The 25,491-nt window shown below is 70.7% G+C and carries 30 protein-coding genes and 1 pseudogene; 11 read left to right on the forward strand and 20 right to left on the reverse strand.

Features of this window, described 5'->3' with window-relative positions; all coding sequences use genetic code 11:
- The first annotated feature begins 225 nt into the window (after window positions 1-225).
- Entirely contained in the window at window positions 226-546 is a 321-nt protein-coding gene (locus tag ACFY04_RS11900; RefSeq protein ID WP_389115935.1) for a hypothetical protein, read from the forward strand.
- Window positions 543-1,160: a hypothetical protein gene (locus ACFY04_RS11905; protein WP_389115936.1), complete on the forward strand. Its 618-nt coding sequence runs from the start codon at window positions 543-545 to the stop codon at window positions 1,158-1,160. Before ACFY04_RS11900 ends, ACFY04_RS11905 begins: the two co-directional genes overlap by 4 nt.
- Here the strand turns inward: ACFY04_RS11905 and ACFY04_RS11910 are convergent.
- The 13 genes from ACFY04_RS11910 to ACFY04_RS11970 all read right to left on the reverse strand — a co-directional run bounded on the left by ACFY04_RS11910 (window position 1,157) and on the right by ACFY04_RS11970 (window position 10,993).
- On the reverse strand, window positions 1,157-1,807 hold the full coding sequence (locus tag ACFY04_RS11910) for an OmpA family protein (RefSeq protein ID WP_389115937.1): 651 nt from the start codon (window positions 1,805-1,807) through the stop codon (window positions 1,157-1,159). The two genes, ACFY04_RS11905 and ACFY04_RS11910, sit on opposite strands and share 4 nt — an antisense overlap.
- 4 nt (window positions 1,808-1,811) lie before the next feature.
- Window positions 1,812-2,402: a hypothetical protein gene (locus ACFY04_RS11915; RefSeq protein ID WP_389115939.1), complete on the reverse strand. Its 591-nt coding sequence runs from the start codon at window positions 2,400-2,402 to the stop codon at window positions 1,812-1,814.
- Between the two features lie 30 nt (window positions 2,403-2,432).
- Window positions 2,433-3,074 carry a pilus assembly protein TadG-related protein gene (locus tag ACFY04_RS11920; protein ID WP_389115940.1) on the reverse strand — a complete coding sequence of 214 codons (642 nt, stop codon included), beginning with the start codon at window positions 3,072-3,074 and terminating at the stop codon, window positions 2,433-2,435.
- Window positions 3,071-3,328: a hypothetical protein gene (locus tag ACFY04_RS11925; protein WP_389115942.1), complete on the reverse strand. Its 258-nt coding sequence runs from the start codon at window positions 3,326-3,328 to the stop codon at window positions 3,071-3,073. Before ACFY04_RS11925 ends, ACFY04_RS11920 begins: the two co-directional genes overlap by 4 nt.
- A 110-nt stretch (window positions 3,329-3,438) precedes the next feature.
- Window positions 3,439-4,125 (reverse strand): response regulator transcription factor, encoded by a 687-nt coding sequence (locus ACFY04_RS11930; protein WP_314253602.1) that lies wholly within the window; start codon window positions 4,123-4,125, stop codon window positions 3,439-3,441.
- Window positions 4,126-4,128: 3 nt separating this feature from the next.
- A complete protein-coding gene (locus ACFY04_RS11935) occupies window positions 4,129-5,019 on the reverse strand; it encodes a DUF5936 domain-containing protein (RefSeq protein ID WP_301374512.1) in 891 nt (296 codons plus the stop codon).
- A gap of 19 nt (window positions 5,020-5,038) precedes the next feature.
- Window positions 5,039-5,977: a type II secretion system F family protein gene (locus tag ACFY04_RS11940; RefSeq protein WP_389115944.1), complete on the reverse strand. Its 939-nt coding sequence runs from the start codon at window positions 5,975-5,977 to the stop codon at window positions 5,039-5,041.
- A complete protein-coding gene (locus ACFY04_RS11945) occupies window positions 5,974-7,317 on the reverse strand; it encodes a CpaF family protein (protein WP_301366960.1) in 1,344 nt (447 codons plus the stop codon). The genes ACFY04_RS11940 and ACFY04_RS11945 overlap by 4 nt, the downstream gene beginning before the upstream one ends.
- Window positions 7,314-7,682 (reverse strand): TadE/TadG family type IV pilus assembly protein, encoded by a 369-nt coding sequence (locus ACFY04_RS11950; RefSeq protein WP_389115946.1) that lies wholly within the window; start codon window positions 7,680-7,682, stop codon window positions 7,314-7,316. The genes ACFY04_RS11945 and ACFY04_RS11950 overlap by 4 nt, the downstream gene beginning before the upstream one ends.
- A 1-nt stretch (window position 7,683) precedes the next feature.
- On the reverse strand, window positions 7,684-8,055 hold the full coding sequence (locus ACFY04_RS11955; protein WP_389115948.1) for a TadE/TadG family type IV pilus assembly protein: 372 nt from the start codon (window positions 8,053-8,055) through the stop codon (window positions 7,684-7,686).
- A 3-nt stretch (window positions 8,056-8,058) separates the two neighbouring features.
- Window positions 8,059-9,333 carry a CpaE family protein gene (locus ACFY04_RS11960; protein ID WP_389115949.1) on the reverse strand — a complete coding sequence of 425 codons (1,275 nt, stop codon included), beginning with the start codon at window positions 9,331-9,333 and terminating at the stop codon, window positions 8,059-8,061.
- A gap of 7 nt (window positions 9,334-9,340) precedes the next feature.
- Complete coding sequence (gene cpaB / locus ACFY04_RS11965; protein ID WP_389115950.1) at window positions 9,341-10,042, reverse strand: Flp pilus assembly protein CpaB; 702 nt, start codon at window positions 10,040-10,042, stop codon at window positions 9,341-9,343.
- 48 nt (window positions 10,043-10,090) lie between these two features.
- The gene (locus tag ACFY04_RS11970) at window positions 10,091-10,993 is read right to left on the reverse strand and encodes a hypothetical protein (protein WP_389115951.1); all 903 of its coding nucleotides are present in this window, start codon (window positions 10,991-10,993) and stop codon (window positions 10,091-10,093) included.
- A gap of 422 nt (window positions 10,994-11,415) precedes the next feature.
- On the opposite strand from ACFY04_RS11970, the gene ACFY04_RS11975 reads away from it, so the two are divergent.
- Together ACFY04_RS11975 and ACFY04_RS11980 are read left to right on the forward strand one after the other, a co-directional pair.
- The gene (locus tag ACFY04_RS11975; protein ID WP_389115953.1) at window positions 11,416-13,119 is read left to right on the forward strand and encodes a chitinase; all 1,704 of its coding nucleotides are present in this window, start codon (window positions 11,416-11,418) and stop codon (window positions 13,117-13,119) included.
- Window positions 13,120-13,244: 125 nt separating this feature from the next.
- Window positions 13,245-14,582, forward strand: coding sequence for a M14 family metallopeptidase (locus ACFY04_RS11980; RefSeq protein WP_389115954.1), 1,338 nt, complete (start codon window positions 13,245-13,247; stop codon window positions 14,580-14,582).
- A 75-nt stretch (window positions 14,583-14,657) separates the two neighbouring features.
- On the opposite strand, the gene ACFY04_RS11985 is transcribed toward ACFY04_RS11980, so the two are convergent.
- Together ACFY04_RS11985 and ACFY04_RS11990 are read right to left on the reverse strand one after the other, a co-directional pair.
- Window positions 14,658-15,068, reverse strand: a complete 411-nt coding sequence (locus tag ACFY04_RS11985) for a RidA family protein (protein WP_389116034.1) — start codon at window positions 15,066-15,068, stop codon at window positions 14,658-14,660.
- A 26-nt stretch (window positions 15,069-15,094) separates the two neighbouring features.
- A complete protein-coding gene (locus tag ACFY04_RS11990; protein ID WP_389115956.1) occupies window positions 15,095-15,847 on the reverse strand; it encodes an IclR family transcriptional regulator in 753 nt (250 codons plus the stop codon).
- 284 nt (window positions 15,848-16,131) lie between these two features.
- Between ACFY04_RS11990 and ACFY04_RS11995 the strand changes: the two genes are divergently transcribed.
- The 3 genes from ACFY04_RS11995 to ACFY04_RS12005 are packed head-to-tail and all read left to right on the forward strand — an operon-like array spanning window position 16,132 to window position 20,111.
- A complete protein-coding gene (locus tag ACFY04_RS11995) occupies window positions 16,132-17,424 on the forward strand; it encodes an amino acid deaminase (protein WP_389115958.1) in 1,293 nt (430 codons plus the stop codon).
- Between the two features lie 48 nt (window positions 17,425-17,472).
- The gene (locus ACFY04_RS12000) at window positions 17,473-19,071 is read left to right on the forward strand and encodes an amidohydrolase family protein (protein ID WP_389116036.1); all 1,599 of its coding nucleotides are present in this window, start codon (window positions 17,473-17,475) and stop codon (window positions 19,069-19,071) included.
- 23 nt (window positions 19,072-19,094) lie between these two features.
- Window positions 19,095-20,111, forward strand: coding sequence for a YdcF family protein (locus tag ACFY04_RS12005; protein WP_389115959.1), 1,017 nt, complete (start codon window positions 19,095-19,097; stop codon window positions 20,109-20,111).
- 77 nt (window positions 20,112-20,188) lie between these two features.
- On the opposite strand, the pseudogene ACFY04_RS12010 reads toward ACFY04_RS12005, so the two are convergent.
- Window positions 20,189-20,545 (reverse strand): annotated as a pseudogene (locus tag ACFY04_RS12010) (carbohydrate-binding protein); the annotation flags it as partial.
- A 115-nt stretch (window positions 20,546-20,660) separates the two neighbouring features.
- Here ACFY04_RS12010 and ACFY04_RS12015 point away from each other — a divergent pair.
- Both ACFY04_RS12015 and ACFY04_RS12020 read left to right on the forward strand, forming a co-directional pair.
- A complete protein-coding gene (locus ACFY04_RS12015; RefSeq protein ID WP_030013293.1) occupies window positions 20,661-20,846 on the forward strand; it encodes a hypothetical protein in 186 nt (61 codons plus the stop codon).
- A 472-nt stretch (window positions 20,847-21,318) separates the two neighbouring features.
- A complete protein-coding gene (locus ACFY04_RS12020; RefSeq protein WP_389115960.1) occupies window positions 21,319-21,771 on the forward strand; it encodes a nitroreductase/quinone reductase family protein in 453 nt (150 codons plus the stop codon).
- Between the two features lie 18 nt (window positions 21,772-21,789).
- Here the strand turns inward: ACFY04_RS12020 and ACFY04_RS12025 are convergent, their stop codons facing one another.
- Window positions 21,790-22,341: a GNAT family N-acetyltransferase gene (locus ACFY04_RS12025; protein ID WP_389115961.1), complete on the reverse strand. Its 552-nt coding sequence runs from the start codon at window positions 22,339-22,341 to the stop codon at window positions 21,790-21,792.
- Between the two features lie 191 nt (window positions 22,342-22,532).
- On the opposite strand from ACFY04_RS12025, the gene ACFY04_RS12030 reads away from it, so the two are divergent.
- Window positions 22,533-22,889 carry a hypothetical protein gene (locus tag ACFY04_RS12030; RefSeq protein WP_389115962.1) on the forward strand — a complete coding sequence of 119 codons (357 nt, stop codon included), beginning with the start codon at window positions 22,533-22,535 and terminating at the stop codon, window positions 22,887-22,889.
- An 11-nt stretch (window positions 22,890-22,900) separates the two neighbouring features.
- Here ACFY04_RS12030 and ACFY04_RS12035 read toward each other — a convergent pair whose 3' ends face one another.
- The 3 genes from ACFY04_RS12035 to ACFY04_RS12045 all read right to left on the reverse strand — a co-directional run bounded on the left by ACFY04_RS12035 (window position 22,901) and on the right by ACFY04_RS12045 (window position 23,965).
- Window positions 22,901-23,377 carry a macro domain-containing protein gene (locus tag ACFY04_RS12035; RefSeq protein ID WP_389115965.1) on the reverse strand — a complete coding sequence of 159 codons (477 nt, stop codon included), beginning with the start codon at window positions 23,375-23,377 and terminating at the stop codon, window positions 22,901-22,903.
- Window positions 23,378-23,568: 191 nt separating this feature from the next.
- The gene (locus ACFY04_RS12040) at window positions 23,569-23,802 is read right to left on the reverse strand and encodes a hypothetical protein (RefSeq protein ID WP_266353139.1); all 234 of its coding nucleotides are present in this window, start codon (window positions 23,800-23,802) and stop codon (window positions 23,569-23,571) included.
- A 13-nt stretch (window positions 23,803-23,815) separates the two neighbouring features.
- Window positions 23,816-23,965: a hypothetical protein gene (locus tag ACFY04_RS12045; RefSeq protein WP_389115966.1), complete on the reverse strand. Its 150-nt coding sequence runs from the start codon at window positions 23,963-23,965 to the stop codon at window positions 23,816-23,818.
- Between the two features lie 301 nt (window positions 23,966-24,266).
- On the opposite strand from ACFY04_RS12045, the gene ACFY04_RS12050 reads away from it, so the two are divergent.
- The gene (locus ACFY04_RS12050) at window positions 24,267-25,478 is read left to right on the forward strand and encodes a pyridoxal phosphate-dependent aminotransferase (RefSeq protein WP_327383556.1); all 1,212 of its coding nucleotides are present in this window, start codon (window positions 24,267-24,269) and stop codon (window positions 25,476-25,478) included.
- Window positions 25,479-25,491 lie beyond the last annotated feature (13 nt).

Genomic DNA, 25,491 nt, shown 5'->3' on the forward strand with positions numbered 1-25,491 from the left:
CGGCCTCACCAGGCCGCGGCCCCCACGACCCGCCCCGCGCGATCCACGGCACCGAACGGCCGTCCGTGGCGATACGGACCGTCTCTGGCAGAGTCCCAGAGGAACGGCGGGCGCCCCGTCGCGATACCGGTCGAGACACCGAGCGGCGAGGACTACTCCTTCACCAAGGAGACGGATCCGAACTGGTTCTACGCGGTCGGCTCCGCCCGGTCGAACGTGACGGGTGTGGTGACCGTCACATCAGGGGCCGACGGACAGCCGGTGGTCGGCCTGGACTACCAGGTCAACGTCTGGGACCGGTACAACTGGGACGAGGGCAAGGGCGTCGACGTCGGCCCGATCCACATTCCCGATGGCGAGATGGGCCAACAGCACAAGGTCGGCCTGGCCCAGGAGTTCAACATGGCGGGAAGCAGTTCGGTCAAGCACTACGAGCTGCAGGCAAGCGGATCAGATGTGCCCGGACCCGGCGACCCCGGGCGGACAGGTGAGCGCAGCGATCCAGGTCGCCATGCGCGGGACGGGGAAGGAGAACTCGGACGATGAACGATTCCCTTGCCCAGGTCGGGCCCCGGAAGCAGACATGGTCCTGGAGGCGACGTCTCGCCGTAGGTGCGGGTGTGTTCGCCGGGCTGTGCGGCCTCGGGTATGCCGTCCTGCTCGTACTGGGCATGATCACCTGGCAGCGTCTGATGGAGCACGACACGAAGTGCTGCTGGGAGGAGAACGCCACACCCGAGTGGATGGCCGGGGTGATGGGGTTCCAGGTGCCACAGGCGGCCACGGACCGCCGGGCCGGGTTCAAGACCAGCTCGCAGTACGACGTCGGGCTGCTCTCCTTCACGGTGACGACGGCTGAGGCCGACAGCTTCCTGCAGCCGCTGGTGCCGCCGGGTAAGAAGATGCTCCCCAACCTTGATCCGAAGGCTCCGGGGTACACCCGCAGCGACGGCTTCACCCACCTCGGACTCCCCGAGCCCGAGACCTTCACCGAGGGAATGCGTCACCGGTCCGTCTGTCACGGTGACGCGCAGACGCCCGAGAGCAAGGCCCTGGGTCTCTGCGCGAAGATCTACGCGCACGAGTTCCAGCCCGGCGCCACGCGGATCTACCTCTGGGCCGCGATCGAGGGGGACATCGGGAAGCCGCCGGCCCCTTAGCCACCGCCCGTGCTGCGGGGGAAGGTGATCTCGACGCGGCGGTTCTTCTTGCGGCCTTCCTCCGTGCTGTTGTCGGCGATCGGGTAGTCCTCGCTGTAGCCACGGACGTCGAAGACGACGCTGGGATTGGTGACGGTCTTGGCCAGCTCGGCCTGCACGGCATCAGCGCGCTGCTTGGACAGCTCCTTGCCGTGCTCGTAACTGCCCTGGTCGTCGGTGAACCCGAAGACGCGGATGCGGGTCGCTTTCTGCGTGTTGATCTCGTTGGCGATGGCCTGGATCCGGGCTGCGGCCTGCGCGTTGAACACGGCGCTGTTCTCCGGGAACAACACCTCCGACTGCAGCGCCATCATGACGGTCTGATTGGTCTCCTGCCGCCGCTGCTCCCCACCGAGGTCTTCGACGACCTCGGCGATGTCCAGCACCTTGACCGGCGCGAGCGTCCCACCCTGCGGGATCTTCAGCCCGGGCGCGTTGGAGTCGATCTGCACGGGCGCGGAGGCGGATGGCTCGGTGCCGGGGGGGACTGATGGTTTGACGTCGTCGGCATACGCGGCACTCGCGCCGATGAAGTGCCCTCCAGCAACGACAAGGCCGACGGCGGCAGTCGCAGCGGCTACACGATGACGATAGGTCACTGCAATCATGGCGTCACCCGGAGATCCTGATAGTTGCCGTGGCGAAGGTGGGTAGCGTGAAGTCGACCTCGGTGGAACTGGCAGGCGGTGCGGGGAACTGCACGAAGAAGGGGATTGATGTACCGGCATCGATTCGGGTGATTCCTGTCGTGCAGAGGCAATTCTCGCTGTCCCGAAGCACGTAATACCGCTTCTTGCCGACCTTGTCGATCAAGGTCGCGCCCGCAACGGACGCACCGCTGGCGCCTTTCTCGTCACCACGCCAGGCCGTGACCTTAGTGAAGACCCCGCTTCCGCCATTCTTGATCTCTCCGCTGACAGTGACAAAGCCATCAGGATCACGTACAGCCGAGTTGATCGTGAGAACAATGCCGGGATCACCGTTCGCCGTAGCGAGTACCTCGGTCGGCTGGGGACTTGGGCTCCCCTTGGGGGTCGCCGACTTGTTCGAGCTGCCACCCTGCGGCTGTGCAGTGGACGCCTTCTCGTCGGCCTTCGGCTCCTTGGCGCCGTCTCCACCGCACCCGGCCAGCGTGAGGGCCATGACCGCCGCACCTGCAACAGCCACTCCCCCACGGACCTTCACCATGCGCCGAATGCTCATCTATGAACTCTTCCTTGTCTCTCGTTCCTGTCAGCCGACGAGTCGCACGCTGAACAGCTTTCGGGTCAATGCACTCAGCGATCCCGGCTTCAGCGGATCGAGCTTGACCAGCTCTCCGCCACAAGTGAAAGCCACCGTCGACGGAGGAGGCGTGGGAGCGGGCGAGCTACCCTCAGCCGGCGCTGTGAGAGTGGGGCTAGGAGTGGGGGCCGCGCTCAGGGAACACTTCGCCTGCACCAAGGCGGTGGCGGTGGCGGTTCCATGCCGACTGCCCGTCTCAGGAATCACCGAATCACCGACTGTCGCATTCGTCTCCACAGAGACGGTAAATCGCGGAGGGGCGGGATCACACAGTGTTACTTTTCCGTCATTCTTCGCCGCAAATGCGTCTGCAGCCGCGCAAGCCTCGTCGCGTTTGAAGAGTTCCCCATCAACGATCTTCTCCCAGTCCGCAGGCTTCAGCGCGGCAAGATCGAGATTGAGCAGCACAGCGTCTCTGGCTTCCCGCCCAGCTGCCAGGGCCGCAGCATCCGCAGCACCCTGAGCGTCACTTCGAGTGATGGCGGCTCGACCGACGACAAAGAACGCGAGCGCGGCAAAGAGCAGACCCGCAATCACCACAATGTAGATGGGAAACGCCTGCCCTCGGTCGCTGCGGCGACCTGAGGTCATTTCCCTCCGCCGCCGGCCGTGACGGCTTGGACCGCTGCCGCGATCCTGTCCGTGATCGCCGTACCGATACCCGTACCGACGATCGCGCCGATGATCACCACAACCACCAGGATGATGCCCAGGTATTCGAAGGCGGTCTGGCCGCGGTCGAGGTTCGCGTGGCGCTTGCGGAGCCTCGTCGTGGCCGTGTCCGCCCAGCCGTTCACCCTGATCCGTGCCTCCACGGCGGCCTTCAGCAGCGTGTTCTGTGACATGGGGGTTCCCTCCCGGGCCGGTACCGGTGTCGATCTGCGGACGGTACGGCGAGTCACCAGTCGTCACCAAGGGTCCCGGGGCCCAATTACGGACCCACTGCGCACTCTGTCTACCCATGACCGGTCACTCCTGGACGGGCGGTTCCCAGCCAGCGGGCTATCGCCTCGCTGCGCGTGGCGCTCTGGAGCTTCGCGAAGATGCGGTTGATGTGGTTCTTGACCGTCTTCTCGCTGATGAAGCAGGCCGCCGCGATCCGCTGGTTGCTCATCCCGGACGCGATCAGATCCATGATCTCCACCTCCCGGGAACTCAGCCCGAAGACAACAGAGTTGTGCATCCGCTCAGAAGACTGTGCCACAACTCGTTGCGGATGCGAAGAGGCCCGAAGCTCCGCGAGCAGTGCGCTCGCCGCCGTCGGGGTGAAGTGGGGGCGGCCCAGCGGGACGTCGCGTACCGCCCTCAGCAGGTCGTCCGTCGTGAACTCGCCGTGTACGAGGTAGCCGCCCGCACCCAGCGACAGGGCCTCGCAGATGATTTCGGCTTCCCTGCTGTACGTCAGCATCAGTACGGGAGCCAGCCGCACCAGGTGCGGCAGCGCGGAGATCCCGTCCACGCCCGGCATCCGGACGTCCAGCAGGATCACGTCCGGGGCGTGCCGGCGGGTCAGGCTCAGGGCTTCGCGGCCGTCCGCCGCCTGGGCTATGACGTCGAGGTCCTCCGCCGTGCGCAGGATGGCCGCCAGGCCCGCCCGGATGACCGGGTTGCCGTCGGCGATGAGCACGCTCAGCCGGGCCATGGCTCAGCCACCCCCGAACAGCGCGTCGAAGTCGACGTTCGCGCCGTACACGAAACCGCAGACGAGCAGGATCAGCGTGCCGGGCAGCATGAACATGGTCACGGCGAACGTCGCCTTGGGGACGGCCCGGGCCGCGCGGCGGCGGGCGTTCTGGGCGTCCGTGCGGCGCATGTCCTCGGCGATCGCGATCAGGGTCTCGACGATCGGCGAGCCGAGCTCCTCGCCCTGCTGCAGCGCCGTCACGAACTGCGCGACCTGTTCGCTGTCATTGCGGCGGCGCAGTTCGTCGAAGGCCTGGCGGCGGCTGACGCCCATGTTCATCTGCTGCAGTGTGATGCGGATTTCGTCGGCCCAGGGGCCTTCGTACTTGTCCGCCACCCGCTCCAGCGCCTGCCGGAAGCCCAGCCCGGCGCTGACGACGACCGCGAGTACGTCCAGGAAGTCCGGCAGGGTCCGCTCGATGTGGTCCCGGCGGACCCGGATCGCCGACCACAGGCCGGCCTCGATCCAGAACAGTCCGAAGGCCACCATGAGGAGTGCGGCGACCAGCTGACCGTTGATCAGCATCGAGAAGGCGCCGAGGGCGCCCAGAGCCCCGTACACCGCCCGCCGGGCCGCGTAGCGGTCGATCGTGAGGCCGGCCGGGTTGCCCGCCATGTCGATCTGGCGGCGCTTGCGGGCCACCCGCGCCGGCCCCATCAGGCGCAGCACCGCCGGGGCCCAGCGGATGCCCATCCGGTCCACCAGGGAGCCGACCGCCGTCGTACGGGTGGCACCGACCTCCAGGGCGAGCGCGAGGTCCGTGGGCAGCTTCACGTCCGCGCGGTAGAGGCGGATGCCGTGGAACGCGCCGAGGACCGACAGGGCCACGGCCAGTGCGAGAAGGAGTCCGATCATCGTCCCGTCCGCCCCCTCACACGTCGATCTTCGACAGGCGGCGGATGAGGATGAACCCCAGGGCGAAGAGGCCGAGGGAGATGAGCACGGCCGTCTGGCCGATGAGCGCGCCCGTCATCCGGTCCAGCGCGCCCGGCATCATCAGGTCGACCAGCAGCAGGGACCCGAGGCCGATCGCGGGGACGAGGTACGCCGTCACCGTCACCTGGGACAGCTGGGTACGGATCTCCCTGCGGGTCTCCTTGCGCTGCTCCAGCGTCACCGTGAGGTTGCGCAGGCTGTCCACGATCGCCCCGCCCGCGCGGGCGGACAGGACGAGCGTGGAGACCAGGACGACCAGTTCCCGGGACGGCAGGCGCTCGGTGAGTTCGCCGAGGGAGTCGTCGATCGAGTGGCCGACGGCGAGGCGGTCGGCGACGCGTGCCAGTTCCTCGCCGGCCGGTGCCTCCAGCTCCTCGGCGGCGAGGCCGATGGCCGTACGCAGCGCCAGCCCGGCCTGGGTGGCGTTGGCGAGGATGCGGGCCAGGTCGGGGAGCTGGTTGATGAACCGTTCCGTACGCCGCGCCCGCTGCCAGTTGAGGAAGGCGTTCGCCGCCCAGATGCCGATGGCGCCCGCCACCGGGCCGAAGAACGGTGCGAGGAGGGAGGAGGCGATCAGCCAGACCCCCGCGATCGAACCCAGCATGTAGACGAAGAACTCGCCGGGGGTGAGGTCCAGGCCGGTGGTCGCCAGCTTGGTCTCGATGCGGCGGCCCGGCTTCGTCTTCCGCAGTCGCCGGTCCACCCCTGGGAAGCGGCGGCGCCGGCCGACGGGCTCCGGGGCACCACTCGCCGAGAGGCGCTCGATGAGGGCGGCGCGCTGGGCGCGGCCGGCCATGTACGCCTGGAGGCCGGCGACGACCAGGACGCAGGTGAGCAGTGTGGCGCCGAGGGTGGCGAGGATCAGTGGGTTCACAGGGCGGTCCGGGTGATGCGGGCGGTCAGGGGGTCTTCCGGTGCGACGCCGAAGGCCTGCGGGATGGGCTGATTGTTCATGTAGAGGCGTTCGGCGATCCGGCGGGGCAGCGGGTAGTACTCGAAGTAGCCGCGGACGCGCCCGTCCGCCCCCATCGGCTGGGCCCCGAAGCGGCAGACCGTGGTGATCCGGAAGGGCTCGCGGCCGTGCGATTCGAGGACGGAGATCTCGGTGATGCGGCGCGAGCCGTCGCCGAAGCGGGTGAGCTGGACGATGACGTTCACCGCACTGTTGATCTGGTCCTGCAGGGCCTCGAAGGGGATCTCGACCTCCGACATGGAGGCGAGGGTCTGCAGGCGCATCAGGGCGTCCGAGGAGCTATTGGCGTGGACGGTGGCCAGGGAGCCGTCGTGGCCGGTGGACATCGCCTGGAGCATGTCGAGGGTCTCGCCGCCGCGGACCTCGCCGACGATGATGCGGTCGGGGCGCATGCGCAGGGAGTTGCGGACCAGGTCGCGGATGGTGATCTGGCCCTTGCCCTCCACGTTCGCGGGGCGGGATTCGAGGCGGATGACGTGGGCCTGCTGGAGCTGGAGTTCGGCCGAGTCCTCGATGGTGATGATGCGTTCGCCCTCCGGGATCAGGCCGGAGAGGGCGTTGAGGAGGGTGGTCTTGCCGGTGCCGGTGGCTCCGGAGACGATCACGTTCATCTTCGCCGCGACCAGGCCGGAGAGCAGGAGGAGCATCTGCTCGTCGAGCGAGCCGAGGGCGATCATCTCGTGCAGGGTGAAGGCGCGCGGGAAGCGGCGGATGGTGAGGGTGGCGCCGGTCAGGGAGAGCGGCGGGATGATGACGTTGACGCGCTCGCCGCTGGGGAGGCGGGCGTCGACCATCGGATTGGCCTCGTCCACCCGCCGGTTGACGGTGGAGACGATGCGCTCGATGGTCTGCATCAGCTGCTCGTGCGAGGCGAAGCGGATGGGGAGCTGTTCGACCCGGCCGGCGCGTTCCACGTAGATGTGGTCGGGGCCGTTGACCATGATTTCGGAGATCGAGGCGTCTTCGAGGAGCGGTTCGAGCACGCCGAGCCCGAGGGCCTCGTCGACGACGCGGCGGATCAGCTGGGCGCGCTCGACCGTGGAGAGGACGGGCCCTTCCCGGCTGATGATGTGGCCGAGTACGCGCTCCAGGCGTGCCCGGCGCTCGGCGGGTGCGAGCGCGGACATCTCGGCGAGGTCGATCTCCTCCAGCAGCTTGGCGCGGTAGGAGGAGACGAGCCGGCCGTCCTCGCGCGGGCTGTGCCGGTCGTCGGGGGTGTTGACCCGGGAACGCAGGCTCATGGTCCGGTCACCTTCGGGTCGTCGTTGGGCATGATGGCCGTCGCCTTGGCCGGTTCGGGATCCAGCCCGGGAATGATCGAGTTGATCCGGATGGTCACGGTCGCCGTCACCGCGTCGCCTCCTGAGTCCACATGGACGGTCGCCGGGAGCCCCTCGCGGATTGCGGCGTATCCGGCGGCCACCCCCCGGCCCCGGTGCTGGGCCTCCACCCGCGCCGCCGTACGCGCCGCCGTGTCGGCCTGTTCGTGGACGTACCCCACCCAGCCCAGCTGGATCCCGCAGAGGGCGACGAACAGCAGGATCGGCACGAAGCCGATGTACTCCAGGGCCACTTGGCCCTGGTCGGAACGGATGCGCCGCCTCATGTCACTCGGCCTCCTTCTCCAACGCGGCGCCGCCGGTGCCGTGGATCTGGCCGAAGTCGAGGCCCGGGAAGAAGACCGGAATGCCCAGGGTGACCTTCGCCTTGTAGATGTCGCCCGACTTGCCGCATTCGGCAGGCGGCATGTACCACGCCTCCCCGATGTGTTCCCGCGCCGCCTCCCTACAGGCGGCATCCCCGTGCACCGCCCCCGCCCGCGCCGCCTCGTCCGCCGCGTTGCCCGCCAGCGAGAAGGCGTAGCCGATCAGTACGCACTCCCACACCGCCGCCACGAGCAGCAGGATCAGCGGCACCGTGCCCACGAACTCGATCGCCACCTGGCCCCGGTCCCCGCGCCCCGGTCTGCGGGCGGGCATGCGTCAGCCCTCCCGGCCGCGGCGCAGGCGGGCCACCGGGCCCGTCGCGCGGACCGCGAGCGAGGCGCCCGGGGCGGTGGCGGCGGACGGGGCGGTGTCCGGGGTCGACAGGAGGCCGAGTTCGCCGGCCAGGGTCCACAGGGCCTGTTTGACCGTCGAGCGGTTGTCGAGGTCCTGGACGCGGCCCGCGTCGACCACGGCCTGGAGTTCCTTGAACGCGGCCGGGACCGGGGTGCGGGTGGCGCGGGTCTTGGTGATCTTCTCGATCAGGGCGGGCTGGATCTCGGTGTGCTTGCTCCAGCGGTTGACGACCATCGCGGTGTCCTCCGCCTTGCGCACCTGGAGCCGTTCCCACATCCGGACCATGCGCTTGGCCGCCCGCACGGCGACCACGTCCGGGGTGGTGACCAGCACCGCCACGTCCGCCATCTCCACGGCCGCCGCGTTGGCCCCGGTGACCTGGGTGCCGCAGTCGACGACGACGAGTTCGTAGCGGCTGCGCAGGGCTCCGACGATGTGCCGGGCGGCCCGGTCGTCGACCTCCTCGCCGCGTTCCCCGTCCGCCGGGGCGAGGAGCAGCGCGAGGCCCGAGGCGTCGTCGTAGACGGCGTCCTGGAGGACCCGCGGGGAGATGTCCTGGATCCCGGCGAGGTCGGCGATGGAGCGCCGGAACTGCACGTCGAGGTACGAGCCCACGTCGCCGGCCTGGAGGTCCAGGTCCACCAGTGCGGTACGCCGTCCCGAGGCGGCCGCGGCCAGCGCGAACTGCACGGCGGTGAAGGTGGTGCCCACGCCGCCCTTGGCTCCTGTGACGGTGACCACCCGGCCGCCCGGTCCCGTGAACACGTCGGCGGCGGCGCCCCCGCCCAGGTGGCGGCGTACGCCCACGGACCACTGGGCGGCGGCCTGGACGCGGGCGGCGAGTTCCTCGTAGGAGAGCGGGAGGCCGATCAGGCCGCGCGCGCCCGAGTCCATGGCGGCGGAGAAGAGCCCCGGGCCGGCGTCCGAGGAGACCAGGACGACGCCCACCGCCGGGAAGCGCAGGGCGACCTCCCGGATGAGCTCCAGGGCGGGCACCGGGCCGATCCGCTCGTGGACGAGGACGACCTCGGGGAGTTCGTCGATGGACTCGGCGGCGAGGCGGGCGAGGGTGTCCAGGAGCGTGGTCGCGTCGGGGACGGGGACGGCCGGCTCGGCGGCCGGGAGCTGGCTGAGCAGGGTCACGATGGCGCGCGCGGCGTCCGGGTCGCCGACCGCGGGGAGGATTCGGGTGGTCATCCGGGCCTCACCTGTCCCCGTCGAGGGTGTACGTGCGGTCGCCCGGGGTGGGCGCCGAGTCGGTGCCGGGGGCCACGAGGGCCAGGCGTACGTGCTCCGCGAAGGACTCGGCGTACGCGACGCGCTGGGTGTCCTTGGTGCTCAGGGCGAAGGTGATCGGGACGGCCTCGGCGGGGCCCTTGCGGTCGCTGTCCTTGTCCAGGGCGGTGAGCTTGCCGACGCCCAGGACCCGGGCGTTGGCGACGATGATCACCGAGCGCGAGGGGTCGGTGTCCTTGGCGCCCTTGAAGGTGGCGAGGATGTTGACCTTGGCGCCGGAGGTGATCTTCCCGGCCACGCCCGTGGCCGCGTCGATCATGATGGCGATCTCCTGCTCACCGGGCTGCAGCTGCGGCCGGTCGACGAACATGTCCGCCTGGAGCAGCGAGCCCTTCTTCAGCGTGGTGAGGGCGATCTTGTCCTTGAGCGCGCCGAGGTCCGTGACGGCGGTGCCGGAGAGCCACCGCTTGGGGATCCTGACCTCCTCGAACTGCCCGGCCGCCAGCGGGCTGTACGGGGCTATGTCGCCCTTGGCCCGGTACGCGACGACCTCGGCGCCGACCTTGGAGTTGACGTCGCCGATCACCACGAGGACTCCGGCGAAGGCCCCCAGGGCGCACAGGACCGACAGGAGCAGCAGGATGACGCCGCGGCGCTGGCGTGAGTTCATGGGCCTTACCTACCTCGCCGTTCTTCATTCATTCGTGCGTTCGAGTGATCAGGGTCTGGAACGGGCGGTGCTCGCGGGCGGCGGCGGTGCGGTGAGCGGTGCCGCGCAGAAGCCGCAGCGGTCGCCGATGAGTTCGAGGCCGCACCAGCGGCACTCCTCCCGGCGGACCGAGGCGACGAGCTGGTAGAGCACGGACAGGTCCGGGATGCCGGCGGCGAACTCGACGAGTTTCGGGGTCCCCCACCAGCCGGGGGACGCGGCGGGCAGCGGGTTCTCCAGGACGCCCTGGACCTGCCAGGCGGGGGCCAGTTCGGCCGTGACCCAGTCGGAGGTGAGCTGGCCGCGGGCGAAGATGAGGTGCGTGGCGAACTCGGGGCCGGCCGGCAGGGCCGCGCCGCGGGGGCCATGGGCGCCGCCCTGGGATCCGCCGCCGCTCAGTTTCGCGAGGTGCGGTTTCGGGTGGGCCATGACGGCGAACTGCGCGCTCGGCGACCAGGATCTGGCGTGCGCCCCCAGTCCGACCGGGACCCGGACCCGGTCGAGTCTGGCGACCGAGCCCAGCAGGGCGCCCGCGTAGATGTAGTGGGACAGCAGCCGGGCCGCGGAGGCGATGATTCCGGGGCTGAAGTCGCAGACGCTGAGCTGGCGCAGCTGACGTACCAGCAGGGCCGTTCCCAGCGGCGGCAGATCGATGCCGAGGAGCGCGATCCGGTCGGTTTCCAGGATGGCGCGTACGGTGTGCAGGCGCTGGACGGTGGAGCGCGGGAGCCAGGGCGGTACGAGGGCCACGAGGTGGCCGTGCCGCTCCAGCAGGGCGCCCGTCTCGGCGAGCGCGGACTCCAGGTCGAGCTGCTCGGGCGGGTGCAGTAAGGCGGCCCCGGGCGTATGCCGGTCAGGGGCCGGAAGTACCAGATCGGCGCTGGTGACAGCGATGGCGGTCGGCACGCGCATTCCCCCGTTCCCCCACGTACACCCCTGTACGCCCTGTACGTCGCGGGCACTTACACGTGCCTGACGTGCGCTCGGCACGGACCTGACGCGGGCTCGACGCGGATTCGGCACGGATTTTTCGCGTCCGCGCCCGCACTGCGCGACCGCATCCGATCGACCCGCTCCCCCCTTGCTCCAGCACCATATCCGCGTCACCCCTGGCGGGGCAGGGCCTTGAAGATTCCCGTGCTACCAGCACATGTCACAGGTGGCGGAAACCCGGACAACAGGGATCGCATAGCGGGCCATTTCAAGCCACATCGCGAAGACTCTTGACACGGGGATTGGTCTGGACCAACTTGGCAGCCAACGCCTTGAGTCGGACCCACCCCACTCGGTCCGCCTCTCCCCACACCTCTCTTCCTCCCCCCACCGGAGCCCACGTGAACCGCATACGCTCCCTCGCCCTCCCCATCGCCGTCACCCTGGCGGCGGGCGCCCTGTCCGCCCTCGCCGCCGGTACCGCACAGGCCGCCGACGTGAACGTGGCCCGCAACGGCGGCTTCGAGTCGGGTCTCGCCAACTGGTCCTGCACCGGCGGAACCGGCACCTCCGTCTCCTCGCCCGTCTACGCCGGATCCGGCGCCCTGAAGGCCACCCCGGCGGGCCAGGACAACGCCCGCTGCAGCCAGACCGTCACGGTCAAGCCGAACTCGACGTACACGCTGAGCACACAGGTCCAGGGCAGCTACGTCTACCTCGGCGCGACCGGGACCGGCACCCAGGACGTCTCCACCTGGACGCCCGGGTCGGGCGCCGGCTGGCAGAAGCTCTCCACCACCTTCACCACCGGCCCCGGCACCACCCAGGTCACCGTCTACACGCACGGCTGGTACGGCCAGCCGGCCTACGTCGTCGACGAGTTCAGCGTCTTCGGCCCGGACGGCGGGGGCGGCACCGACCCCGGCCCTTCGGTCCCCGGCGCCCCGGCCGGGGCGGCCGTTTCCGGCCAGAGCGCGAACGCCCTCACCCTTTCGTGGAACGCGGTCGGCTCGGCCACCGGCTACTACGTGTATCAGGACGGCGTCCGCGTCAAGGCCGTGACCGGCGGCGCCGCCTCCACCCAGATCACCGGGCTCGCGGCCTCGACCTCGTACTCCTTCCAGGTGAGCGCGTACAACGCGGCGGGCGAGGGCCCGAAGTCCGCCCCGGTGACCGGCACCACCACCGGCACCGACCCGGGTCCGGGCCCCGGCCCGGGCGTCCCCAGGCACGCCCTGACCGGCTACTGGCAGAACTTCAACAACGGCGCGACGGTCCAGAAGATCTCCGACGTCTCGGCGCAGTACGACATCATCGCCGTCTCCTTCGCGGACGCCACCACCACGCCCGGCGCCATCACCTTCAACCTCGACTCGGCCGGCCTCGGCGGCTACACGGTCGCCCAGTTCAAGGCCGACATCGCCGCGAAGAAGGCGGCCGGCAAGTCGGTCATCCTCTCCGTCGGCGGCGAGAAGGGGACCATCACGGTCAACGACTCGACCTCGGCGAACAACCTCGCGAACTCCGCGTACGCCCTGATGCAGGAGTACGGGTTCACCGGGATCGACATCGACCTCGAGAACGGCCTGAACCCCACCTACATGACGCAGGCCCTGCGCTCGCTGTCGTCGAAGGCCGGCTCCTCGCTCGTCATCACCATGGCCCCGCAGACGATCGACATGCAGTCCACGCAGGGCGGCTACTTCAGGACGGCGCTGAACATCAAGGACATCCTCACCGTCGTCAACATGCAGTACTACAACAGCGGCTCGATGAACGGCTGCGACGGCAAGGTCTACTCCCAGGGCTCGGTGGACTTCCTCACCGCGCTCGCCTGCATCCAGCTGGAGGGCGGCCTCGACCCCTCACAGGTGGGAATCGGCGTCCCGGCCTCGCCCAGCGGCGCGGGCAGCGGCTACGTGTCCCCGACGATCGTCAACAACGCCCTGGACTGCCTGACCAGGGGAACGAACTGCGGCTCCTTCAAGCCGTCGAAGACCTACCCGGGGCTGCGCGGCGCGATGACCTGGTCGACCAACTGGGACGCCAAGGCGGGTAGTGCTTGGTCGAACTCGGTGGGTCCCAAGGTCCACGGGCTCCCGTAGGCGGTACGTGTGGGGGTGGCCGGATCGGTACGGCCTGCACCGCGTGTCCTTGACCGGGACATGCCACGAGAGCACGCTGTGCGCGTCCGCACGGCTACCCCCACACTCCCGACCCAGGAGAACGCATGCGGCTCCATACCCGCCGGAGGGCCGCCCTCACGGCGGCCCTGCTGGCGCTCGCGCTGGGCGCACCCGCCTACGGCATGAGCGCGACGGCTTCCCCTCCGCCCGCCCCTTCGACCGCCACCCAGGACGAGGCGATCGTCCAGTACCGGATCCACGGCCCCTCCACCGCCGCCGACCGCACCGCCCTGCTCCGTACGGGCGTCTCGATCGACGAGGTGGACGACCACACCGTCGTGGTCAGCGCCGACACCATGCAGGCCAAGAAGCTCAAGGAGCTCGGCTACAAGCTGACCGCCCTGCCCGGACCCCCGGACCGCTCGCTGCCCGGCATCGCGGCGAGCCCGATGGACTTCCCCTCGGCGGACTCGAAGTACCACAACTACGCCGAGGCGACGGCGGAGATCAACCAGCTCGTCGCGCAGTACCCGGCGATCGTGAGCAAGCGGGTGATCGGAAAGTCGTACCAAGGCCGCGACATGTTCGCCATCAAGATCAGCGACAACGTCGCGACGGACGAGGCCGAGCCCGAGGTGCTCTTCACCGCCCACCAGCACGCCCGTGAGCACCTGACCGTCGAGATGGCCCTGTACCTGCTCAAGGAGTTCACCTCCAAGTACGGCACCGACTCCCGGGTCACGGGCGCCGTCAACGGCCGCGAGATCTGGATCGTCCCGGACCTCAACCCGGACGGCGGCGAGTACGACATCGCCACCGGCTCCTACCGCTCCTGGCGCAAGAACCGCCAGCCGAACTCCGGCTCCTCCTACGTCGGCACGGACGAGAACCGCAACTGGAACTACAAGTTCGGCTGCTGCGGCGGCTCCAGCAGCAGCAAGAGCTCCGAAACCTACCGGGGCGCCTCCGCCGAGTCGGCGCCCGAGGTGAAGGTCGTCGCGGACTTCGTCCGCAGCCGGGTCATCGGTGGCAAGCAGCAGATCAAGGCCGCCATCGACTTCCACACCTACAGCGAGCTCGTCCTGTGGCCCTTCGGCTACACCTACAACGACACCGCCCCGGGCCTGACCGCCGACGACCTCGCCGTCTACAAGAAGATCGGCACCAGCATGGCGGCGAGCAACGGCTACACGCCGGAGCAGTCGAGCGACCTGTACATCACGGACGGGACGATCGACGACTGGCTGTGGGGCAACCAGAAGATCTTCTCCTACACCTTCGAGATGTACCCGGAGAGCGGCGGCGGCGGCTTCTACCCGCCGGACGAGGTCATCGACCGCGAGACCGCGCGCAACAAGGACGCGGTGCTCCAGCTGCTGGAGAACGCGGACTGCATGTACCGCTCGATCGGCAAGGAAGCCCAGTACTGCGCGACGCCGTGACCGGCTGACCGTGTGAAAGGGGGCGCCCCACCGCCAGGGGGGCGCCCCGCCCGCGCGTCCGTCTGCAGGCCTGACTCAGCCGAGAACGGCGAGGGCGTCGATCTCGATGAGCAGCCCGGCCGGCAGGCCCACGTACACGGTGGTGCGGGCGGCAGAGGCCTCCTTCAGGCCCTGCTCCTCGAAATAGGCGTTGTAGATGCCGTTCATCTCGGCGAAGTGCCCGGTGTCGGTGAGGTAGACGCGGATCATCATCACGTCGTCCCAGCCCGCACCGCCGGCCTCCAGCACGGACCGGACGTTCTCCAGCGTCTGGAGGGTCTGCTCGCGCAGGGTCGGCCCGGCGGGGGTGGGCGGCTGCCCGTCGACGTGCGGAAGGAAGCCGACCTGGCCGGCGACCTGGAGGATGTTCCCCTTCCGCACGCCGTGCGAGAACTTCGCGGGCGGGGTGGTGTGGGTGCCGGGCGTGATGGCGATCTTCTCGGTCACGTTCTTCTCGGTCACGTTCTTCTCGCTCACGTGCTCTCCTGTACTCCTGAATAGTCCTGGCTGATGGCTTCGGCGGTACGCAGCACCTGCGGCAGCAGTTCGAGCAGCCCCTCGGCGGGTACGACCACACCGGGCGCGGACACCGACAGCGCGGCGACGACCCGCCCGTCCGGCCCGTGCACGGGCGCCCCGAGGCAGTTGATGGACTCCTCGTGCCCACCGAGATCGGTGGCCCAGCCCTGCTCCCGTACGAGCTCCAGCTCGCGCAGGAAGGCCGCCGCGTCCGGGGTCGAACGGGCGGTGTAGCGCGGGTACTCGATCCGGCCGGCGAGGGCCCGGAGCTCGGCCTCGGGCAGGTCGGCGAGGAGCAGCTTGGCGACGGCGGCGACCGTGAGCGGCACGGGCCTGCCGATGCGGGAGTACATGCGGACCGGGTAGCGGCTGTCGACCTTGTCGACGTACACGACCTCGTCGTCCTGGTGGAGGGCGAGGTGAACGGTGTGCCCGGTGGCCCGGTTCAGCTCGACGAGGTGGGGGTGCGCGATCTCCCGGACGTCCAGGTTCTCGATGGCCTCGGCGGCGAGCGCGAAGAGCTGCGCGCCGAGACGGTAGCGGCCGTCGGGGCGGCGGTAGACGAAGCCGCGCTCGTGCAGGGTGCGCAGGAGGCGCAGCGCGGTGCTCTTGTGCACGCCGAGCTCGTCGGCGACGTCGCCGAGCGAGGCCGGGCCTCGCGCGAGCAGGGGCAGGATGCCGAGTGCCCTCTCGACGGACTGGCTCATCGCTCGCCCTCTCCCACGGTCACAACGCACACCGGCTCCGCCGGCGCCCCGGGCTCCGCCCGGACCCTCCCCCAGCTACCGCTGGGAGGTGCCCCCTGCTCAATCGCCGGCGAGGCTGAACCATCCAGCCCCGCCGGCGATTGAGGCGCGGGGTCTGGGGCGGAGCCCCAGCAGCGGCGCCGCACCGGGCAACGTTGACCCACCGTCACCCGGGATGTTAGACAGCGTGCAGCGGTATACGCAACGACCGTTGCACCACACGCAACCCCCGGGAGGCACCCCGCATGGCCAGCGACAGCGACCCCGTCAAGGACCTCGCCGACGAGCCGGTCGACCATCGGTTCAAAGGCCTCCCCCCGGACGCCCAGACGCACGGCCTCACCGTCGGCCGGCTCGCCGCCGAGCGCCGTGACCTGTACACCGGCGGCTTCACCACCCCCGTCCTGACGCTCGACGCGGACGCGCTGGAGCACAACCTCGCCGCGCTCGGCGCCTACGCCGCCCGCCATGACCTGGCCTTCGCCCCGCACGGCAAGACCTGCATGTCCCCCCAGCTCTTCGACCGCCAGCTGGAGCACGGCGCGTGGGGCATCACCGCCGCCGTCCCCCACCAGGCCCGCGTCTACCGCGCCTTCGGCATCCAGCGGATCTTCCTCGCCAACGAGCTCGTCGATCCCGCCGCCCTGCGCTGGGTCGCCGACGAGCTCGCCGCCGACCCCGGCTTCCGCTTCGTCTGCTACGTCGACTCCGTGCGCGGGGTCGAGCTCATGGACCGCGCCCTCCAGGGCCGCACACCGGCGGCCCGCATCGACGTCGTCGTCGAGCTCGGCGCCGGCGAGGGCGCCCGTACGGGGGCCCGCAGCGACGAGGACTGCCGCGCCGTCGCCGACGCCGTCGCCCGGACCGGCACCCTGCGCCTGGTCGGCATGGGCGGCTACGAGGCCGAGGTCCCCGGCGCGGACCCCGAATCCGTCCACGCCTACCTGCGCCGGCTCACCGCGCTCGCCGTCGAGTTCGACAAGGCGGGCCGCTTCCCCGCGGACCTCGACGAGATCGTCGTCAGCGCCGGCGGCTCGGCCTGGTTCGACGCGGTCGCCGACGTGTTCGCCGAGCTCCCGGAGCTCTCCCGCCCGGTCCTCAAGCTGCTGCGCTCCGGCGCGTACGTCTCCCACGACCACGGCTGGTACACCCGGCTGACCCCCTTCAACCGGCACCCGGAGGAGGGCGGCCTGCGCCCGGCGTTCCGGCTGTGGACCCAGGTCGTCTCCCGTCCCTCCCCCACCCAGGCCTTCGTCAACGCGGGCAAGCGCGACATCGCCTACGACCTGGGACTGCCCGAGGCCGAGCTGGTCCGAGACGCCCTCACCGGCGCGGAGCGCCCCGCCACCGGCGTCCGCGTGGTGAAGCTGTCCGACCAGCACGCCTGGCTGGAGACCGATGCGGCCGAGGACGTTCAGGTGGGCGACTGGGTGGCCCTCGGCATGTCCCACCCCTGCACGATCTTCGAGAAGTGGCCGCTGATCCCGGTCGTGCAGGCCGACGGCACCGTCACCGACTACGTCCGCACCTTCTTCTAGTGCCGTGACCCGGTGAACCTTTCCGGTCACAGCACTGGGCACCGGCCGGTGGACCTGGTCATCCGGGGGGCCCGCGTCGTCGACGGCACGGGCGGGCCCTCGTACACCGCCGACGTCGGCGTCCACGAGGGCCGGATCGCCGAGATCGGCAGGCTCCCGGGCGGCAGGCTCCCGGGCGGCGGGCGCCGGACCCTCGACGCGCACGGGCTCGTCCTCGCCCCGGGCTTCGTCGACATGCACGCCCACAGCGACCTCGCCCTGCTCCGCGACCCGGACCACAGCGCGAAGGCCGCGCAGGGCGTGACCCTCGAAGTCCTCGGCCAGGACGGCCTGTCGTACGCGCCCGCCGACGACCGCACCCTCGGCGAGGTGCGGGCCGCCATCGCCGGCTGGAACGGCCCCGGCGACGACATCGACTTCGACTGGCGCACGGTCGGCGAGTACCTCGACCGGCTGGACGGGGCCCACGGCGGTCAGGGCGTGGCGGTCAACGCCGCCTACCTGGTCCCCCAGGGCACCGTCCGCGCGTACGCCCTCGGCTGGGACGACCGCCCGGCGACCGCGGCCGAGCTGGACCGGATGCGGCAGCTCGTCGCCGACGGCCTGGCCCAGGGCGCCGTCGGCCTCTCCTCCGGCCTCACCTACACCCCCGGCATGTACGCCACCGGGGCCGAACTGACCGAGCTGTGCCGGGTCGTGGCCCGGTACGGCGGCTACTACTGCCCGCACCACCGCAGTTACGGCCACGACGCGCTGGCCGCCTACGCCGAGATGGTCGCCCTCGCCCGGGAGGCCGGCTGCGCCCTGCACCTCGCGCACGCCACCATGAACTTCGGCGAGAACCGGGGCCGGGCCGGCGAGCTGCTCGCCCTGCTCGACGCGGCGCTGGCCGAGGGCGCCGACATCACCCTCGACAGCTACCCGTACACCCCCGGCTGCACCACCCTCGTCGCGCTCCTGCCGGGTTGGGCGAACGAGGGCGGCCCGGAGGCAGTACTGGCCCGGCTGCGCGACGACACCGAGGCCGGGCGGATCCGCCACGCGCTGGAGGTCGAGGGCTCCGACGGCTGCCACGGGGTGCCCGTCGACTGGTCGACGATCGAGATCTCCGGCACCGCCGACCCCGCCTACGGCCCGTACGTCGGCAGGCGCCTGGACGGCTGGGAGACCGCCCGCGGGCTCCTGCTCGGCGACCGGCTCGCGCCGACGATCCTCCAGCACGTCGGGGACGAGGAGAACGTCCGGGCGATCATGCGTCACCGGGTCCACACCGGCGGCTCCGACGGCATCCTCCAGGGCACGAAACCGCACCCGCGCGCCTACGGCACCTTCCCCCACTACCTCGGGCACTACGTCCGCGAACTCGGCCTGCTCTCCCTGGAGGAGTGCGTGGCCCACCTGGCCGGCCGCCCAGCGGCGCGCCTGCGGCTGCCCGACCGGGGCCTGGTCCGCGTGGGATACCGCGCCGACCTCGTCCTCTTCGACCCGGACACGGTCGCGGCCGGGTCCACGTACGAGCGGCCGCGCGTGCTGCCGACCGGTGTCCCGCACGTCCTGATCGACGGGCGTTTCGTCGTGCGCGACGGGCGCCGGACGGACGTGCTGGCCGGACGGGCGGTGCGCCGCACCGCCCGCGATCTTCGGTAGATCCGACATCTACGATGGGCGGCATGGTCGCCTTCGCCCTTGCCGCCCTGCTCTTCCTCGCGTTCTGCATAAGCGTCCGGCGGGACCGGCGGCGCTTCCAGAACGCCGTGCTCCTGGGGCTGACCTTCCTCAGCGCGTTCTCCGCGCTGTTCCTCCAGGTCGGCAAGCTGCCCACCTGGGCGGCCGTCACGGTCGTCGTGCTCGTCTTCGCCTCACCCGCGTTCGCCGCCCTGGCCCTGGGCGTCTTCCTCGTCCGCAACGGCATGGTCATGATCCGCAAGGAGGGCTTCCGGCCGGCCAACCTGCTGTCGATGCTCGCGGGACTCACGATCTTCGCGCTGATCGCGCTGCTGGTCCTTGTCGGTGTGGTCGGCTCCCCCCTCCTCGGCGGCATCGCCGGAACGGTCACCGTGGTCGCCGGCTACGTCTCCTTCGTCTTCTTCTGCTTCCTCGGCTACGCCTTCCTCTACGGGCGGATCAAGGTGCGCGTCGACGTCGACCACGTGGTCATGCTGGGCTCGGGCCTGGTCGGCGGCGACCGCGTGCCGCCGCTGCTGGCCTCCCGCCTGCGCAAGGGGCAGCAGATCTACGAGGCCCAGCTGGCCCGGAGCGGCCGGCCGCCGCTCCTCCTCGTCTCGGGCGGCAAGGGCTCGGACGAGAAGGTCGCGGAGGCCCGGGCGATGGCGGACTGGCTGATCGCGCAGGGCGTGCCCGAGCAGCACGTGGTGCTGGAGGACCGCTCCACCACGACCGAGGAGAACATGCTCTTCAGCCGGGACATCATGACGGCGCACGACCCGGCCTACCGGTGCGTGGTGGTCACCAACAACTTCCACGCCTTCCGGGCGGCGATGCTGGCCCGCAAGACCGGCGTCAACGGGCAGGTGCTGGGCTCCCCCACCGCGAAGTACTACTGGCCGAGCGCCACCATCCGCGAGTTCGTCGCGGTCTTCTGGGAGCACCGGATCGTGAACCTGTCGATCTGCGCCGTGCTCACCGTCTTCGGCGCACTGGGCACGCTGGCGGCGGTCCTCGTCTGATCCGCGCGCACGCGGAGGTGCCGTGACTCCCCCCTTGGCAGTCACGGCACCGGTCCGCGCGTGCGCGGCTGTACGGACTACACCCGCTGCCAGAGTGCCGGGACGTTCGGCGGCTCCCAGCCCGTCTGGGCCTGGTGCCCCTGGAGGCATCGGTAGGCCGAGCCGCCGTGGGTGACGGTGGCGCCGGCCGCGTAGACGGTGCCCGCCTTCCAGGTGCCGCCCGGCTCGGGGTCACCGGGGCCGGGGCCCGGGCCGGGGTCGCTGCCGCTGACCTTGAGGGTCAGTCCGTACGCGGACAGGATCGGCTTCAGCGGCTGGAAGAAGGTGGTCCCGCCGCTGGAGCAGTTGCCGGAGCCGCCCGAGTCGCCCGGCTCGGCGCAGACCGTCGTACGGGTCACGCCGGAGATGGTGCCCTCGGGGTACGTGACGCTGGTTGGCCCCTTCCCCGGCGCTATGCCCGGGGCCGTCCGGCGGCCCGCGCGCGGTCGAGGTGCGTTCATGGGGCGGCGGCCGGAGGATGGGGCCAGGGGAAACCGTAGGAGGTACGCGATGGTCAGTGAACCCGACGAGCAGCCCACACGGTCGGACCGCCTCTTCACGGGCGGGGAGCGACCGTACGACCCCGAGGACCTCGTGATGGTGACCGGCCACGACCCGACTCCGGAGCGGATCGAGAAGGCCCGGAAGCTCATGGAGAAGGAGGGCCCGCAGGTCATCGAGCGCTACCTGCCGTAGCCACGGCACTGCGCCCGAGGACTGCCGCAACCGCCCCCGGCCCCGCCGGGGGCGTTCCCCACTCCACCCCCCGCCGTCACCACCTCAGCCGCGCCGGCACCCCTTCAGCCCCGCCGGCGTTTGAGGCGCGGGGTCCGGGGCGGAGCCCCGATCTTCCCAGCCCCGCCGGCGTTTGAGGCGCGGGGGCCCGGGGGCCGCGCCCCCGGGCGGCGCCGCACCTGCCCAGGCACCTGCCCCGCGCGCAGCGGCTACGCCGCAGGCGACGGCGCAGGCGACGGCGCGGCCGGCCGCAACCCAGCCGCCCGCAGGGCCGCGGCTCCGGCCGACCTGGCCAGAGCCTCCGCATGCGCAGCCCGCGCATGGTCCAGGACATCGGTGGTCCAGACCTGTGGGCATGCGCTACGGGTCGGGCGCATCCAGAATCGTTAATGCTCGTTAGCCGCAAGGGGGACACGACCCTAAGGACAGGAAAATGCACGCACTCGATGTCGACTGGGACCACCCCACCGACCCGCGACCCGGCCCACGGCTCGACCACGTACGCGCCTACGTGAGCACCGCGGGAGCCGACGGGCACCTCTGGCACGGAGTCCGCACCCTCCTGCTGACCACGCTCGACCGCGCCAGCGGCCGTGCCGTCCGCACCCCGCTGATCTACGCCGAGGACGCGGGCCGCCACATCGTCCTGGCCTCCGCCTACGGCGCCCCGGACCACCCCCACTGGTACCGGAACCTCACCGCCCACCCGGAGGTCCGCCTCCAGGTCGGCGCCGCCACCTTCACGGCGCGGGCGCGCACCGCCACGCCCCAGGAACGGGAGGTGTACTGGGAGATGATGACGGCCCTGTGGCCCCCGTTCGAGGACGACCGCGCCGCGGCCCGGCCCCGCGAGATCCCGCTGGTGATCCTGGAGCGCGTGGGCTGAGCACTCCGCGCACACGGGTCAGAGCGTCGCCGCGGCGACCGCGCTGTACGTGCGCCCGCCCGCGACGAAGTCGCCCAGCGGGACCATGCCGAAGCCGTCGACGTGCACCTTCCAGGACGGCACGTTCCCGGCCTCGATGAAGGCGACCACGACGTCGGCGCGCTCCGAGGCCGCCGCCACCGCCATGGTGAACAGCGCCCGGGCCACACCCCGCCCCCGGTACGCGGCGGCGACCACGACCGGCCCGTAGAGCAGCCACCGCGCCTCGGCCAGCGGGCGCCCCTGCCACTCCAGGGTCTCCTGGGCCCGGAGCAGGCCCGCGACCGGCGGCGACGGGTCGGCCGGAGCCGCGGGCGCCGACAGCGCGAGCAGCCCGGCGATCCGGCCCCCGTCGTCCGCGACCAGCAGCTCCCGCGCACCGGCCATCGCCCGCAGCAGGCCGACGTCGAAGCGGCCCTGCACGAAACCCTGTTCCGCCCGCTGCCGTTCCGTCAGCGCGTCGTGGTGGTTGGCGGCGAAGAGCTCAGCCATGGCGGGCGCATCGGCCTCGGTGGCGTACCGGTACTCCATCCCGCGATCGTGCCACGCCCCCACGGCCGGACCACGCCGCCGACACCGGGGCCTACGGGTGACACCGGGGGCGGTGTTGAACACGTTCAACGCTCTGGCAGTATGGCCTCCGGCGAACCTGCCGGAACAGCGGGAATGCGAATCCGTCTGCCCTCGCGACCGGTCGCCCCGAGTCCGGAGGTCGGCACGACATGGGCCTGCCCCTGCTTGTCCTCGCATTTACCCTCTGGCTTGCCGTCACGCTCGCGGCCCTTGCCGTGACCCTCACGGCGAGCGCGGTCCTCGGGTACGTGACCGTCGCGGTGAGCGGCAGGCTGCCGCTCTGGGCCAGGATCACGCTGCTGCTGGTCCTGGCCGCCGCCTCGTCGGCGGCGTGGGTGAGCGCCCTGGGATTCTGGGCCATCTGGCGGCCGGCCGCCCTGGCGCTGCCGTTCCTCGCGGCAGTCGTCTCGGGGGCCGCCTTCCTGGCACGCGAAGCCCACAAGCGGCGCGCACCCCGGATCCCGGCGTCGGCCTGGCCCTTCCGCCCACCGGCCGCCGGACGCTGAGGTCGCGCGACTCACCCGTGGTCGTACACGGTCACTTCCACGTCGCGCGCACACAACGCCCCGGTGATCAGAGGCTCGACACGCGACCACGTACCGCCCGCGAGCCCGCACCCGATGCGCGGCATGTGGACACTCGCCCCGAGCTCGACGGCATGGTCGGCGAGCGCGGTGAGGCACCGCTCCACGGCGTCGTAACGAATGGGCGGTCCCCCGCTCCCGGTCCGGATGCCGCGCTGACCGACCATGTTGGCCACCCACACGTCGGGCTTCACCCGCACCACCTGCACGGCGCCCAGCCCGAAGTCGTTCCCGCTGCGCCCCCGATGCCAGGCCCGGAAGGCGGCCTCAGGCTCACCCCACCGCTTCGAAACGGCCAGCACGAAGCCCTTCCCCCACCCCCCGAGGTCATTGCAGACATGCGCGATGACCTTGGGCCCCTTGGCCTGGGGACTCGTCGCATCCCCGGCAATGATCCTCAGCGGCTTCATACCTCGAACGGTACGCACCACCACTGACACCGGACGGGTGGGCGGGGGTGGGGGTCGGGGTCGGGGAGGTGGGGGCGGGGAGGTGGGGCGGTGGCTTCGGTAGGCGGGATCTGCTCGGGCGGCATCAGAGAGGTCTTGGGGGTTTCCCGTCAGTCCCATCGTCCCTCCGTGTCGGGCCGGCTCCCGCCCCCTCAGAGGTACTCGCGGGCGAACTCCACCGCCCATTCCACCGCCGCCAGGGGGACGCTGCCCGAGTGGGGGTCGATGGCGAGGCGGGCCGATTCCCAGTCCTGGTCGTGTTCGCGGAAGATCGCGAAGCGGGCCTCCTCCAGGACTCCTTCCGGCCTGACCAGGAACTCGATCGCCCGGTCGTCGCCATCCGTGCCGACCGTGGCGATCTCCATGTCACCGACTACGAAAACCACTGTCCCGCGCTCCTCAGTTGCCGCTGTACACGTACACCAGCAGGACGGACCCGATGTAGATCGCACCTGCCGCCATGAAGGCGCCCGCCACTGCGACGACGGCCGTGCCGACCCGTTCGGCACGCCGGCGGTAGTCCGCCGGCTTCCACTCGCCCTGGTTCATGCACCCAGCCTCCGCCGCGGCAGCGGCGCCCACATGAGTGCGCGTACTCATCCGGGGTACTCATGCGGCCTACCCGGTCACGCCCGATCCAGCCGGCCACCCGGGGTGACGAGCGCAACACCAGGTGCTCGCACACGCCCGCGTCCCACCCATTCCGCAGGCCGGAACGCGGGCGCGGCCCCGGATTCCAAGGGGGGACCACTTCCCCACCCACCCATTGCCCGAAGTGGGACAAACCGCCCCTCGGGCCTCTCTTCGAAAACACACGTCAAGCGCGCACCCGGGCCCGTAAGCTCCCGTCATGCAGGTGATCCAGTCAACCAAACTCGCCAATGTCTGTTACGAGATCCGCGGCCCCGTGCTCGAAGAGGCGATGCGGCTCGAAGCAGCAGGTCATCGCATCCTCAAGCTCAACACGGGCAACCCCGCGGCCTTCGGCTTCGAGTGCCCTCCGGAGATCCTTGAGGACATGCTCCGCAACCTGGGCACCGCCCACGGTTACGGTGACGCGAAGGGGCTGCTCTCCGCGCGCCGCGCGGTCATGCAGCACTACCAGACCAAGGGCATCGACCTGGACGTCGAGGACATCTACCTCGGCAACGGCGTCTCCGAGCTGATCCAGATGTCGATGCAGGCGCTGCTCGACGACGGCGACGAGGTCCTGGTCCCCGCACCGGACTACCCGCTGTGGACCGCCTCCGTGTCCCTCGCCGGCGGTACGGCCGTGCACTACCGGTGCGACGAGCAGGCCGACTGGATGCCCGACCTCGCCGACATCGAGCGCAAGGTCACCGATCGCACCAAGGCGATCGTCATCATCAACCCGAACAACCCGACCGGTGCCGTCTACGACGAAGAGATGCTGCGCGGGCTCACGGACATCGCGCGCCGCCACAACCTGGTCGTCTGCTCGGACGAGATCTACGACCGGATCCTGTACGACGGCGCCGTGCACCACAACACCGCCGCCATCGCCCCGGACCTGCTGACGCTGACGTTCAACGGCCTCTCGAAGAACTACCGCGTCGCCGGCTACCGGGCAGGCTGGATGGCGGTCTGCGGCCCCAAGAAGCACGCCGCCTGCTACATCGAGGGCCTCACGGTCCTGGCGAACATGCGCCTGTGCGCGAACATGCCCTCGCAGTACGCCGTGGCCACCGCGCTCGGCGGCCGGCAGTCGATCGAGGACCTGGTCCTGCCCGGCGGGCGGATCCTGGAGCAGCGCAACGTCGCGTACGACCTGCTCACCCAGATCCCGGGCGTCACCTGCGTGAAGCCGAAGGGCGCGCTGTACGCCTTCCCGCGGCTGGACCCGTCCGTCTACAAGATCAAGGACGACCGGCAGATGGTTCTGGACCTGCTGCGGGCCGAGAAGATCATGGTGGTGCACGGTACGGGCTTCAACTGGCCCGAGCCCGACCACTTCCGGATCGTGACCCTCCCGAACGCCAAGGATCTGGCCGATGCCGTGACCCGGATCGGGAACTTCCTCGACGGCTACAGCCAGCTGTAGCGGCGCACGGTGC

It is taken from the genome of Streptomyces sp. NPDC001549 (assembly GCF_042894025.1).
GTDB lineage: Bacteria > Actinomycetota > Actinomycetes > Streptomycetales > Streptomycetaceae > Streptomyces > Streptomyces kutzneri.